11 protein-coding genes and 1 pseudogene are annotated in these 12,694 nt (G+C 64.3%); 8 read left to right on the forward strand and 4 right to left on the reverse strand.

Going from position 1 to position 12,694, the window contains the following annotated elements:
• Position 1 precedes the first annotated feature (1 nt).
• The 5 genes from sufD (at position 2) to DCM80_RS27140 (ending at position 4,042) form a co-directional block, all read left to right on the forward strand.
• The gene (gene sufD / locus DCM80_RS27120; protein WP_257194504.1) at positions 2-1,306 is read left to right on the forward strand and encodes a Fe-S cluster assembly protein SufD; all 1,305 of its coding nucleotides are present in this window, start codon (positions 2-4) and stop codon (positions 1,304-1,306) included.
• Positions 1,303-2,550 (forward strand): cysteine desulfurase, encoded by a 1,248-nt coding sequence (locus DCM80_RS27125; protein WP_257194505.1) that lies wholly within the window; start codon positions 1,303-1,305, stop codon positions 2,548-2,550. The genes sufD and DCM80_RS27125 overlap by 4 nt, the downstream gene beginning before the upstream one ends.
• Positions 2,547-2,918 carry an SUF system Fe-S cluster assembly protein gene (locus tag DCM80_RS27130; protein WP_018641712.1) on the forward strand — a complete coding sequence of 124 codons (372 nt, stop codon included), beginning with the start codon at positions 2,547-2,549 and terminating at the stop codon, positions 2,916-2,918. Before DCM80_RS27125 ends, DCM80_RS27130 begins: the two co-directional genes overlap by 4 nt.
• A gap of 64 nt (positions 2,919-2,982) precedes the next feature.
• Entirely contained in the window at positions 2,983-3,393 is a 411-nt protein-coding gene (locus tag DCM80_RS27135) for an iron-sulfur cluster assembly accessory protein (RefSeq protein ID WP_100180411.1), read from the forward strand.
• A 199-nt stretch (positions 3,394-3,592) separates the two neighbouring features.
• A complete protein-coding gene (locus DCM80_RS27140; RefSeq protein ID WP_257194506.1) occupies positions 3,593-4,042 on the forward strand; it encodes a TfoX/Sxy family protein in 450 nt (149 codons plus the stop codon).
• Positions 4,043-4,168: 126 nt separating this feature from the next.
• On the opposite strand, the gene DCM80_RS27145 is transcribed toward DCM80_RS27140, so the two are convergent.
• Positions 4,169-5,941, reverse strand: coding sequence for a fused MFS/spermidine synthase (locus DCM80_RS27145; RefSeq protein ID WP_257194507.1), 1,773 nt, complete (start codon positions 5,939-5,941; stop codon positions 4,169-4,171).
• A 763-nt stretch (positions 5,942-6,704) separates the two neighbouring features.
• On the opposite strand from DCM80_RS27145, the gene DCM80_RS27150 reads away from it, so the two are divergent.
• Entirely contained in the window at positions 6,705-7,049 is a 345-nt protein-coding gene (locus DCM80_RS27150; protein WP_257194508.1) for a hypothetical protein, read from the forward strand.
• 125 nt (positions 7,050-7,174) lie between these two features.
• On the opposite strand, the pseudogene DCM80_RS27155 reads toward DCM80_RS27150, so the two are convergent.
• The 3 genes and pseudogenes from DCM80_RS27155 to DCM80_RS27165 form a co-directional block, all read right to left on the reverse strand.
• Positions 7,175-7,273, reverse strand: a pseudogene (locus DCM80_RS27155) (beta-hydroxydecanoyl-ACP dehydratase); the annotation flags it as partial.
• A 99-nt stretch (positions 7,274-7,372) separates the two neighbouring features.
• On the reverse strand, positions 7,373-8,440 hold the full coding sequence (locus tag DCM80_RS27160) for a GGDEF domain-containing protein (protein WP_257194509.1): 1,068 nt from the start codon (positions 8,438-8,440) through the stop codon (positions 7,373-7,375).
• A gap of 167 nt (positions 8,441-8,607) precedes the next feature.
• Complete coding sequence (locus tag DCM80_RS27165) at positions 8,608-10,143, reverse strand: DEAD/DEAH box helicase (RefSeq protein ID WP_257194510.1); 1,536 nt, start codon at positions 10,141-10,143, stop codon at positions 8,608-8,610.
• Positions 10,144-10,607: 464 nt separating this feature from the next.
• Between DCM80_RS27165 and DCM80_RS27170 the strand changes: the two genes are divergently transcribed.
• Both DCM80_RS27170 and DCM80_RS27175 read left to right on the forward strand, forming a co-directional pair.
• Positions 10,608-12,122 (forward strand): caspase family protein, encoded by a 1,515-nt coding sequence (locus DCM80_RS27170; RefSeq protein ID WP_257194512.1) that lies wholly within the window; start codon positions 10,608-10,610, stop codon positions 12,120-12,122.
• Positions 12,123-12,211: 89 nt separating this feature from the next.
• Positions 12,212-12,610: a hypothetical protein gene (locus DCM80_RS27175; RefSeq protein ID WP_257194513.1), complete on the forward strand. Its 399-nt coding sequence runs from the start codon at positions 12,212-12,214 to the stop codon at positions 12,608-12,610.
• The last annotated feature ends 84 nt before the right edge of the window (positions 12,611-12,694 follow it).

Below are 12,694 nucleotides of genomic sequence, written 5' to 3' on the forward strand. Positions count from 1 at the left end.
AATGAACGTTGCTGTGGCAAAGACCGGAAAGGGCCGCGCGGTGAGCGATCTCTTCACCAGCGCCGAGGGCCGGCTGCCGGGTTCGCCTGACGTGATCGCCGTGCGCCGCGAGGCGTTCGAGACCTATGAACGGCTCGGCCTGCCGCACCGCCGGATCGAGGAATGGAAATACACCGACCTGCGTGCCTTGGTCGGCGAGGTGTTGCCGCTGGCAGCCGCGCCCGATGCGGCCGCGTTGAAGCGCGCCGCTGATACGGTGAAGGCGCATGCGATCGACGGCGCCCGCAAGCTGGTGCTGGTCGATGGCGTGTTCGCGGCCGATCTGTCCGACGTCAAGGCGCTTGCCACTGAAGTCGGCTTCAAGACCTTGCGCGAGACGCTGGAGAGCGACGCCGGCCTGCTGAAGACCGCGACCACCGATGCCATGATCGCACTGAACGCGGCGATGGCGACCGACGGATTCGTGTTGTCGATCGCCGGCGGCGCAGAGCTGTCCGCGCCGATCCAGATCATCCACATCGCGGCCGCCGGGTCAGCGTCGGCGTTCACCCGCTCGCAGGTCGTGATCGGGAAGGGCGCTCGCGCCACTCTCGTCGAGACCTTCGTTGCGGCCGACGCCGGGGCTTACCAGGTCAACGACGCCGTGCTCGTCTCGGTCGGCGATGATTCCGACGTCGCCCACATCCGCCTGATGGACGATGCGCCCGACGCGGTGAACGTCACCTCGCATTTCGTCACCATCGGCGCCAACGTGAAGTACAATTTCTTCAACATGACCACCGGCGCGGCGGTGAGCCGGCTGCAGGGCTTCATCACGCTGGCGGGCGAGGGCAGCGAGCTCTCGGCCAACGGCGTCAATTTGTTGAAGAAGACCGAGCATGGCGACACCACGCTGGTGGTCGACCACGCCGTGCCGAACTGCGTCAGCCGCGAGATCTTCCGCGCCGTGATCGACGACCGCGGCCACTCGGTTTTCCAGGGCCGCATCATCGTTCGTCCCGACGCGCAGAAGACCGACGGCAAGATGATGACCCGCGCGCTGCTGCTGTCGGACGAAGCCGAGGCCGACAACAAGCCCGAGCTCGAGATTTTTGCCGACGACGTCTCCTGCGGCCACGGCGCCACCGCCGGCGCGCTGGACGACAGCCTGCTGTTCTATCTGAAGGCGCGCGGCCTGCCGGAAAAGCAGGCCCAGGCGCTGCTGATCCAGGCCTTCGTCGGCGAGGCGGTCGAGCAGATCGCCGACGAGGCCTTGCGCGAGCACGTTATCGGCATCGCCGAGCGCTGGCTGGAGCGGCGCCAATGAGCACGCATCCCGCGGTCAAGAACGGCGCCTATGACGTCGCGCGCGTGCGCCAGGACTTTCCGGCGCTCGCGTTGCAGGTCTACGGCAAGCCGCTCGTGTATCTCGACAACGCCGCCTCGGCGCAGAAGCCGAGCGCCGTGCTCGAGCGCATGACGCAGGCCTATACGAGCGAATACGCCAACGTGCATCGCGGCCTGCATTACCTCGCCAATGCCGCGACCGAAGCCTATGAGGGCGGCCGCACCAAGGTGGCGCAGTTCATCAACGCGCCCCGCACGGAAGAAGTGATCTTCACCCGCAACGCGACCGAGGCGATCAACCTTGTCGCGTCCTCGTGGGGTGGACCGAATATCAAAGAGGGCGATGAGATCGTCATCTCGATCATGGAGCACCATTCCAACATCGTGCCCTGGCATTTCCTCAGGGAACGCCAGGGTGCCGTGATCAAGTGGGCGCCGGTCGACGATGAAGGCAACTTCCTGATCGAGGAATTCGAGAAGCTGCTCACGGCCAGGACCAAGCTGGTCGCGATCACCCAGATGTCGAACGCGCTCGGCACCATCGTGCCGGTCAAGGACGTCGTCAGGATCGCGCATGCGCGCGGCATTCCCGTGCTGGTCGACGGCAGCCAGGGCGCCGTGCATCTGCCGATCGACGTCCAGGACATCGGCTGCGACTTCTACGTCTTCACCGGCCACAAGGTGTACGGGCCGACCGGCATCGGCGTGCTCTGGGCCAAGTACGACCATCTCGTCGCGATGCGCCCCTTCAACGGCGGCGGCGAGATGATCCGCGAAGTCTCGCGCGATGTCGTCACCTATGGCGATCCCCCGCACAAGTTCGAGGCGGGCACGCCGGCGATCGTCGAGGCCGTCGGCCTTGGCGCGGCCATCGACTATGTCAATTCGATCGGCAAGGAGCGTATCGCCGCGCACGAGCACGATCTCACCACCTATGCCCAGGAGAAGCTGCGCGAGATCAATTCGCTGCGGCTGATCGGCACGGCGCGTGGCAAGGGTCCGGTGATCTCCTTCGAGCTCAAGGGCGCGCATGCCCATGACGTCGCCACCGTGATCGACCGCCAGGGCATCGCGGTACGCGCCGGCACCCATTGCGTCATGCCGCTTTTAGAGCGGTTCAACGTGACGGCGACATGCCGCGCCTCGTTCGGCATGTATAATACGCGGGAAGAAGTCGATCATCTGGCACAGGCGCTGCTGAAGGCGCGGGATTTGTTCGCATGAGTGACACGGCCGAAATCAAAGCCAATCCGATGGAGACCCATTCGGCGCTGCCGCCGGAGGAGACCGAGCGGCTGACCCGCGAGATCATCGCCGGGCTCAAGACCGTGTTCGACCCGGAAATCCCCGCCGACATCTACGAGCTCGGCCTGATCTACAAGGTCGAGATCAAGGACGACCGTTCCGTCGACGTGCAGATGACGCTGACGACGCCGAACTGCCCCGCCGCCGGCGAGCTGCCGACCATGGTCGAGAACGCGGTGGCGAGCGTTCCCGGCGTCGGCGTGGTCGACGTCAAGGTGGTCTGGGAGCCACCGTGGTCGCCCGAGCGCATGAGCGACGAGGCCCGCCTCGTCCTCAACATGTGGTGACGCGTAAACCCTTGCTTTGAATCTCGGGCATTGAATTCGCTCCGCAACGGACCAGATAGACAAGATGACCCAGATTTCGTCAGGTTCGACCCCAGCATCCGCCCCGAAGCCGCGGCGTCCGCGCCCGCAGGTGATGCGGCTGACGGATGCGGCCGCCCAGCGCATCACCGAGCTGACCCAGCGTGCGGATTCCGAGATCGTCGGCTTGCGTGTCGGCGTGAAGAACGGCGGCTGCGCCGGCCAGTCCTACACGGTCGAATATGCCCACGAGATCCGGCCGACCGACGAGGTCGTCGAGGACAAGGGCGTCAAGATCCTGGTCGATCCCAAGGCCGTGCTGTTCCTGCTCGGCACCGAGATGGACTACAAGGCCGACAAGATGCAGGCCCAGTTCGTCTTCAACAACCCCAACCAGATCTCCGCCTGCGGCTGCGGCGAATCGGTTGAGCTGCGGCCGGCCAAGATCGACGGGTAATTAGCCCAGCGTTCTGCTCTCATGTCCCGGACGCGCTGCAGCGCCATAGCGCGTCGAAGACGCGCGTAAACGCGCTTATGGCGCTGCTGCGCAGAGCCGGGACCCACGCTATACTTCCGGTCGCAGAGGGGCTGGGCCCCGGCTCAGCAGCGCATCGTTGCACGGCGCGCTGTCTCCGCGGCACGAGAGAGTGGTGCGCATGGACCGCGAATTCCTGACCGACCTGTTCGCCGATTTCGGCCCCGTCACCATCCGCAAGATGTTTTCAGGCTTCGGCATCTCCGCCGACGGCATCAACTTTGCCCTGTCCTTGCGCGCCGGCCTGTTCTTCCGCGCCGACGAGGTGACCATCCCGGACTTCGAGGCCGAAGGCTCAAAACCGTTCCAGTACGCGACCCGCGCCAAGACCGTGGTGGTCAACTCCTATTGGGAGCTGCCGGCGCGGCTGTTCGACGATTCCGAGGAATTCGTGCAATGGGCGAGAGCAGCACTCGCGGCCGCCCAGCGGGCCAAGGTGAAGAAGCGGCCGAAGGGGAAGAAGGCGGCCAGCAAGAAAACCGAGCCAAAGAAGCCTGCTGCCAAGAAGGCGGCGAGGAAGGCAGTCAAGAAGTCGGTGCGTCGGGTGGGCAAAGCGACGCGTCCGCCGTAGCTCGCAGAGCGAAGGCGGAAGCGTGCCCACCGATCGAATATAGTCATGCCGGGATCGTGAGCACGGCGCTTGCGCGCCTCTGCTCACCCCTACGAGGTTAGGGAGAGCGCGCCTCCCGCCGCAGACTCACTCCAAACCGAGGAAGTAGCGCCACTCGGTGCCCATATTGTTGTCGGTCACGAGGGTTTGGCCGGCGGTCGCCTCCAGCAGCTGCGGACATGGTTCGATCGCGGAACCATCCTGACGAAAGTCGGCAATCAATGCGTCGAGCCGAGCGCGGTCAGCGCCATCGGAAGCAAATTCGGGTTTGCCGTCGATGCTGTAAGTTTCGAGCGTTCGTCGCCAGCGATCGTGATCCCAGGCGATCGGGGTCTGCGACACCACCATATGGTTCAGGAATCGGGCGCCGTAGGAAAATGCGGTGCAGCCTGTGCGCTGCGCACGCCGCGAATTTGTGGTGTTGTAGAAGAAAATTCCACCCGGCTTCAGGTGTTGCTGCACAAGGCCAAGAAATTCCGACGACAGCAGATTGGTGGCGTTGGCGCGGAAATGCCACGTCGTGTTGGAGACGACCGCATCGAAACGCGCCTCGGGATGGTGGCGGAGCCAGCGGCGTCCGTCGTCCTCGACGATCCTGATCTTGGGATTGCTCAGGATCGACCTGACATCGTCGTGCTTTGCGATCAGCTCGAGATATCCGCGATTGATCTCCACGATCGTGAGCGATTCCACGTCGGGATTGTTGGCGATGACCTGGGCCCATGAACCGGACGAGAGACCGATCATCAGCACCTGCCGTGGTGCGGGGTGGAACAGGCTCAGCGCGTACGGCCGGATGATGCCATTGCGATCGGACTTCAGATCCGTGTTGAAGCGGCCGTCATACATGCCGTTGCCAAAGACGGTGCCGTCGTTGTCGACGGTGATGATGCCGCTACGATTTTCGACAATCTGCGCGAAGTCGTGGTCGGCGAGCGTCTTCGCCTGCAGATTTTCCAGCAGCCGTTGGCTCAACAAGGCGCTTGAGCCGAGACCGAAGACGAGAATTGCAATGGCAAGATAACCAAGACGATTTCGCTCGCGCCTTGGGGCAAGCGCTATCAATGCGAACGCGGTCATCGTGCCGCCGACGAGCAGCATCGCCGCGATCTGCCTGATTCCAAGATACTCCGTCAGCACGAAGCCGGTGAGGATCGCCCCGCTGGCGCAGCCTGCGATGTTGGCGAAATAAAGCAGCGCTGTCCGCTGGCCGATCCGCTCGTCGGTCGCGATGCCAAATTGCGAGAGATAGGGGAGCAGCGCGCCCCATTGCCGCGCGATCAGGTAGGTGATCGCGACGGCGATCCCGATCACGCCAGCGCCGACCCAGGCCAATTGCGTCATCAACGGAAGGAACATCGCGGCGAACAAATTGGCCCAGATCAGATCGCTCGCGGCTTGGCGCAAGGCATCCTGCGGCGCGAGTGTCCTGCAGGACTGTCCGGCCTTTCGCGCGCCGACCGCGATACCTGTCAGGAAAGCATAGAGCGTCATGGCAAATGCCAGCGAGCTCGATCCCGAGGCAAACGACATCACGCGGAACAGGTAGATCTCGTAGGACAACGAGATGAATCCCCCCGCCATCGCGAGCAGAACGACGACACCCATGCCAAGGATCGGCCGAGTGTCCGAAGCCTTGGTCGACGTCCGTGAGTCCGGCGCCGCGCCGGGAGCAGAGAGGATGTGCGCCGCGATCGCACCGGCGCCGACCACGAGATTGATTCCAGCCGCGATCGTGATCGCCTCATGCATGCCGAGAAAAGGGAAAATCAGAGTGGCGCATACGAGGCACGCGGCACCGGCGCCGAGCGTATTGACAAAATAGAGTGTGCCGACGGCGTCGCCGATCTCGCCGGTCATGCGTGCCAGATACGAGACCAGGATCGGCAGCGTTGCGCCCATCAGGAGGGTTGGCAGCAGCACCAGGACGAGGTTGATGGCGGCAAGGGCGGGCAGCGGCAGGTCTGCGACCATCGCGCCCACCTTCTCGAAGATCTGGAGCGAGGCCAGTCCAAATGCGGCGGTCGCGAGCTCGATCACTCCGAGCAGCAACAACGGCTTGACGTTGGTGCGTCGGGATATCCAGCCGCCGCACAGGCTGCCAAGCCCGAGCCCGAGCATGAAGGCGGTCACGATAATGGTGACTGATTCCGAATTGACACCGAAGATCCGGAACAGGCTTCGTTGCCAAGTCAGTTGATAGATCAGCGCCGGGAAGCCGGAAAAGAAGAAGAGGATGCAGAGGATGCGGACACGGGACGCCGCGAATCTCTGCGCGGGCGCATCCGCAGGCAACTCGACGGCCGTCATATCAATGGATCCATTCTCCCACGCCCTCGCAACCTGCTGGAGAAAAGGTAATCAAAGGTTGCGGGTGGTCGGCTGAACGAGGCTGGATCAACGGCCCAATCCGCAACTCAGTGCGCAGGGTTAAGCCATGGTGAACAACGGATCGGGACGCCCAACTTAGGACGTGTGCCGGAATTCCATCGAGGCACCGAAGGTCAGCTCCTGGGCCGTAGCTGACGTACACGGCGATGCCCGCTGAGGGCCGCTTGTGACCCATTGCGGACATCCGATTGCGCTGTCATTTTCTCGGAAAGCGATGGGAAGGATTAGATGGATGTCACCGAAGCGGCTCCACGACAAATACCAGTCTAGCATTTTGAAGCCGCATGAAGGTAGTCGAGACGCCGATTTAGTGAACCTTCTGGCGGCCAATGGTGAACGCGGCACGGTCTTTCACGTCCTGAAACACATTCCAGAGCAATACGAAGACATATACACAGTGCTCATCGACGACCGGGCGGTTGCTACTTTTGAGGTGCCGCGCGCTGCTGGGGTGCTGACCGTCAAGGACCTCAGTGTTTTCGCTCTTAGCCAATATCGGAACGAACTAGGCCAAGGGAAGCGGCGCATTCGTTTGGATCGAGCGGTGGAAGATGCTCGAAAACTCCTAGTGAAATGAACACCGCCCGTCCCAATCGCGAACGTCTGCTTTTGGCCCGTCGCGACCCCGGGAGCTAGCCGCTTTTTCGCTGCTATTGGGCGTGAGCAGACATCAACGGCCAGCGGCTTAATGGGTATCAGGGGCTAGTCCGCGGCCTTGGTTAGGCCGACGCGCATATCCTTCGCCACGAAGACAGATGCGCCGTCGGCCAGCACGCGCCCGTCGGCGATTCCGAGCACTAGTGCCGTAGGGTGCGCAGAGGCGCATAGCGCCGTTCCCACCGAAAGTCCGTGGGCACGCTCCGCTTTGCCCACCCTACGACTACGGCAGTTCGTGAGTGCTCACGCCACCCGGCTATGGCTCTCGACCGCGTATTCCGGATCCGCCTCGCAGATCACGCGGTTGCGGCCGTTGCGCTTGGCGGCGTAGAGGCAGGCATCGGCGCGCTCGATCAGCGCGTCGGTGTCGTCGTTCGGCTTGAGCATGGAGACGCCGACCGAGATGGTGACGCGGCCGAGGATCTCGCCGGTGGACTTCTTCTTCAATTCCTTCGCCATCACCGCGCGGCGGATGTGGTCGGCCACCGTGAGGGCCTGCCGCAGCGCGGTGTTGGGCAGCACGACCGCGAACTCCTCGCCGCCGTAGCGGGCGGTGATGTCCTGCCCCTTGATGGTCTGCTTCAGCGACAGGCCGACGAGGCGCAGCACCTGGTCGCCGGTGAGATGGCCGTAGGAATCGTTGAACGACTTGAAATGGTCGATGTCGAACAACAGCAGCGACAGCGGCTCGCCCGAGGCCAGCGCGCTCTGCACGGCCATGTCGATCATGCGGTCGAAATATTTGCGGTTGCCAAGGCCGGTGAGAGGATCGGTCAGGCTCTCGGCGCGGATCGCCTCCAGGCTCTGCTGGAGATTGCTGATCTCGTTCTTCGACAGCGCCAGGCGGTCTTCCAGCGCCTTGTTGGTCTCGCGCATCTCGCTGGTCGAGCGCAGCAGCGTTTCGACGATCGTCTTGATCTGGTCGCGGTTTTCGGCCGACGACAGCTTCGCAGCCGCGCCGGACAGGGTGGTATCGTAGGACCCGGTCATGCCGAGGGCGTCGCTCAAGACCTTCATCACGTCGTCGATCTCGCCGATGACGCGCGCGCCGACCTTGTCGATGCGGTCGGTGGTCTTGATGTGGGAGAGATAGGTCTCGTAGATCTGCTCGAGGTCGGCCTCGGTCAGCTTGCCGCTGCGCGCCAGCGTCTCGTTGACGATCTTGTTGAGCGGAGCGTTGTAGCCGGTCGCGTAGACGTACCAGATCTCGTAATTGCGGGGAATCGCCGTCTGCCGAAGCGATCGGATCTGACCGAGCGCCACTTCGGCGAACGCCATCGTGCGTTCGTGTTCGTCGAGCACCTTGACCACAGAACATACCCCACAGCGGTCGGAGCGCCGGCGACCGCAGCAATGCTTAAATTATGTTCGTAGGCTAACGGACGATCGTGAACGCCCCGTAAATATACGTTCACGAAGCGTCTAAAAACGTGTGCTTCCTGTTTCCGCAACTGAAACCTGGAGCGCGCTCCTGCGCTTCAGGCGCCGGCGGGAGACGAACGCACGGGCCGGAGCAAGAACGCCGGCAGGTGCGAATGATCGCCGGGCTCGGTATCGGCCTCGCGCTGGCGGCGCGGTTCGGGACGGCCGATCGACGGCACATGGGCATTGTTGGCCTGCTGGCGCGCGCCGCGACGCGGCTCGCCGGCGGGCTTCTCGTCGGCCCGATGCCTTGCTTCGGCGGGCTGCCTCGTCTCGGACGAATGCCTTGCTTCAGAAGAATGTCTGGCTTCAGAGGAATGTCTTGCCTCGCCACGCGCCTCGCGCGGCTCGTGGCTGCGCTCACGGTCGCGGCCGCGCTGCGGCTTGCCGCGTCCGCCGCGTGAACGTTCGCGGCCACGCGCCTCGCGCGGACGCTCGGCCCCATCGGAGGATTCGGCCTGGACTTCGTAGTCGCCTTCGGCGCGCGGAATGCTCTGGCCGATCAGTTTCTCGATGGCCACCATCGACTTCTGGTCGAGCGGCGTCACGATCGAGATCGCGGTGCCGGTGCGGCCGGCGCGGCCGGTGCGGCCGATGCGGTGGACGTAATCGTCGGCGTGATGGGGGACGTCGAAATTGAAGACGTGGCTGACCTCGGGAATGTCGAGGCCGCGGGCGGCGACGTCGGAGGCGACCAGCAGCGGCAGCTCGCCCTTGCGGAATTGCTCGAGCGCGGCCGTGCGGGCCGACTGATCCATGTCGCCGTGCAACGCGCCGACGCTGAAGCCGTGCTTCTGCAGCGATTTGTGAACGACCGCGACCTCGCGCTTGCGATTGCAGAAGATGATCGCGTTCTTGAGGTCCTTGGCCTCGCGCAGCAGGCGGCGCAGCAGCTCGCGCTTCTCGTGCGCCTCGCGACCGGCAGGCACCTGGACCTGCGTGACGGTGACGGCGGTGGTGGCGGGCTTGGAAACCTCGACCTTCTGCGGATTGTGCAGGAAGGTTTCGGTGATGCGCCGGATCTCCGGCGGCATGGTCGCGGTGAAGAAGAGGGTCTGCCGTGTGAACGGGACGAGCTTGCAGACGCGCTCGATGTCGGGGATGAAGCCCATGTCCAGCATGCGGTCGGCTTCGTCGATGACGAGCAGCTCGACGCCGGTGAGCAGGAGGCCGCCGCGCTCGGTATGGTCGAGCAGGCGGCCGGGGGTTGCGATCAGCACGTCGACGCCGCGCGTCAGCTTGGCATCCTGGTCGCCGAAGGAGACGCCGCCGATCAGCAGGGCGACGTTCAGTTTCTGCCCGGCGCCGTAGCGGTCGAAGTTCTCCTTGACCTGGGCCGCGAGCTCGCGGGTCGGCTCGAGGATCAGGGTGCGGGGCATCCGTGCCCGGGCGCGCCCCTTTTCGAGGATGGTGAGCATCGGCAGCACGAAGGCCGCGGTCTTGCCGGTGCCGGTCTGGGCGATGCCGAGCACGTCCTTGCGTGCGAGGACGTGGGGGATCGCCTGTTCCTGGATGGGGGTCGGGTTGGTGTAACCGGTGGCCGCCACTGCGGCGAGGACTTTTTCGGACAGTCCGAGATTTGAAAAGGACATTGAGCCTCTGGTCGAAACCGCCGTTCGGAATCGAGGGTGATAAGGCTGTCGCGTTCCACCCCGAAACGGCGCGCTCTCAAAGAAGCTGGGGGTGCTGACTCACGCGAACGAAGCGCAACGCTCAGGAATCGCTCTTCGATCTGAGCCGCGTTGCCACGGAACATAGGCGGGAATCGGCCAAAGTCAATGGAGCAGGCGCGGGAAGGCCCTAAAAAACCTGAGGTTTTTGCCCAAATCTCGGGCGCGGCTAGGGTTTTTTCGGCCGACGCATTGACCGAGCAGGCCCCCGGGCGCGGCGGCTAACGCCGATCCGTGCCCCCAGCGCCCGGAAGTCGCCGGGAGCCATGTCGTGGGCCCTTGAACCCTCGTTACGCCTGTGCCGACTATCCCTCAGCGGCAGGGGGTCCAATGAACTGCCGTTCGAAGGAAGCGGCGTCTCCGCCGTTCTGCAACGGGAAATCGCGATGACGCGTCGGCTTTTCAGAATTCTGGCGGCCCTTGGCCTCGCGGCGGGCCTGAGCGGCTTTGCGCTTCCGGCGTTTGCCGAGAAGCGGGTCGCGCTGGTCGTCGGCAACAACGATTACAGGAACGTCCCGAAGCTGCTCAAGGCGGTCAACGACGCCCGCACCATGGGCGATACGCTGAAGCAGCTCGGCTTCTCGGTGATGGTGGCGGAGAACCAGAGCCGGCAGCAATTCTCCGAGACGCTACTCGCCTTCGACAAGGCGGTCGAGCCCGGCGACACCGCGTTCTTCTTCTACGCCGGCCACGGCTTCGAGATCGCGGGCCAGAACTACCTGCTGCCGACCGACGTGCCGGCGGCGACGGAAGGGCAGGAGGAGCTGGTGCGCGACTCCGCGATCCTTGCCGATCGCATCGTCGAGCGCCTGCAGAACAAGAAGGCGCGGACCTCGATCCTGGTGTTCGACGCCTGCCGCAACAATCCGTTCGAGCGCAAGGGCACCCGCGCGGTTGCCGGCGCCGGCGGGCTCGCGCCGATGACCCAATTGCCCGAAGGCGTGTTCTCGGTGTTCTCGGCCGGTCCCCGCCAGACCGCGCTCGATCGCCTGTCCAATGACGACACCAACCCCAATTCAGTGTTCACGCGCACCTTCGCCAAGGAGCTGCTCAAGCCCGGCGAGAACCTCGTGCAGGTGGCGCAGCGCACCCGCCGCGCCGTCAGCGAGCTGGCCGATACCGTGAAGCACAGGCAGGTGCCGGTCTATTTCGATCAGATGGTCGACGACGTCTTCCTCAGCGGTCTCGCCAAGGATGCCGTCGCGCGTTCCGACGATCCGCCGCCGCAGAAGCTCGCTGCGCTGCCGCCGGTGTCGGTGCCGCAGCTGCCGAAGGAGGAGACTCTCAACGCGCCGATCGCGAGCTTCTCGCGGCACAACGGCGGCTGGAGCGTGGTGTTCTCGTTCGCCGACCCGACGCTCGGCATTTCCTGGCGCATGGCCGGCAAGGGCGATTTCCGCGAGACCGGCTTCATCGACACGCTCGATCCGCGCACCCGCAAGCGGATGCCGAATCCATCGATCGAATTGCCTGGGGATGCGCAGGCCGGCACCATCGAGGTCCGCTATGTCGACCAGTCCGGCGACATGCAGGGGCCGTTCCCGATCCGGTTCGATCCCGAGGCCGCACTGATCCGCGACCAGCGCAAGATCCTCGACATGACGTCGACGAGCTGGCTCTCGTTCCGCGATTTCAACGGACTGCTGGTCTATTACACGCACCTCGTGTCCTACCGTTGCGCCATCCGCGAGGTGCGCATCGGCATCGATAGCGCCGTGCCCAACCAGGTGCTGAAGATGCCGCCCTGCGACATGCGCGATCCCAGCGCCATCACCGCCGGCATGCCGCTCTACATGAAGCTCGCCCCGAGCACGCAGTCAGTCTCCGTTGAGCTGACCTATCGCGACGGCAGCGTGTCCGAGATCAAGAGTTTTCGCAGCGCGAACCGCAGTAACAATTGAGGGCGATCGTCGGCGGCTAGGTTGTGACGCTCGGAAGTGGAACAACTTCCGGGCGACCTGGATTGTCCCGCAAACCAGGGAGACGATCCATGATCCGCAAGACCATCCTCGTGACCATTGCTTGTGCGGCACTTTCGACCGCGACCTTCGCTCAAGGAGGTGCGGGTGGCGGTGCCGGTGCTGCAGCGGGAACGGGGACCGGCGGGGCCGGATCCGCGGCGAGCTCGGGCGCCGGAATGGGCACGTCCTCCAGCAGCGCCAATTCGGGGCCGTCGGCTCCTTCCGGCATGGGAACGCAGGGCACCACGACCGGTGCGAACGTCAACACCAACAGGAGCCAGAACAATCCGAACGTGCAGCCGCCGACCGCAAACGGCACCTCGCCATCGGCCGCGCAAGCCGAACGCAACGCAGGTGTCGGTCATGCGCCGAACGGCTTGCCGATCGGCAGCCCGGGCACCGGGACCAGCAATGAAGATCAGAAATAGGCTGGCTGCTGTCGAGATGGGCCCGCGTGGTGCGGGCCTATCTGGTGCTTCGCAAGTGGCCCCCGGCGGCCCTGACGCGAGCGG

It is taken from the genome of Bradyrhizobium sp. WBOS08, from assembly GCF_024585125.1.
Classification (GTDB): domain Bacteria; phylum Pseudomonadota; class Alphaproteobacteria; order Rhizobiales; family Xanthobacteraceae; genus Bradyrhizobium; species Bradyrhizobium japonicum_B.

Coding starts and splice junctions, on each gene's coding strand:
- sufD (WP_257194504.1), top strand. CDS start 2: ATGAACGTTGCTGTGGCAAAGACCGGAAAGGGCCGCGCGGTGAGCGAT.
- DCM80_RS27125 (WP_257194505.1), top strand. CDS start 1,303: ATGAGCACGCATCCCGCGGTCAAGAACGGCGCCTATGACGTCGCGCGC.
- DCM80_RS27130 (WP_018641712.1), top strand. CDS start 2,547: ATGAGTGACACGGCCGAAATCAAAGCCAATCCGATGGAGACCCATTCG.
- DCM80_RS27135 (WP_100180411.1), top strand. CDS start 2,983: ATGACCCAGATTTCGTCAGGTTCGACCCCAGCATCCGCCCCGAAGCCG.
- DCM80_RS27140 (WP_257194506.1), top strand. CDS start 3,593: ATGGACCGCGAATTCCTGACCGACCTGTTCGCCGATTTCGGCCCCGTC.
- DCM80_RS27145 (WP_257194507.1), bottom strand. CDS start 5,941: ATGACCGGCGAGATCGGCGACGCCGTCGGCACACTCTATTTTGTCAAT.
- DCM80_RS27150 (WP_257194508.1), top strand. CDS start 6,705: ATGTCACCGAAGCGGCTCCACGACAAATACCAGTCTAGCATTTTGAAG.
- DCM80_RS27165 (WP_257194510.1), bottom strand. CDS start 10,143: ATGTCCTTTTCAAATCTCGGACTGTCCGAAAAAGTCCTCGCCGCAGTG.
- DCM80_RS27170 (WP_257194512.1), top strand. CDS start 10,608: ATGACGCGTCGGCTTTTCAGAATTCTGGCGGCCCTTGGCCTCGCGGCG.
- DCM80_RS27175 (WP_257194513.1), top strand. CDS start 12,212: ATGATCCGCAAGACCATCCTCGTGACCATTGCTTGTGCGGCACTTTCG.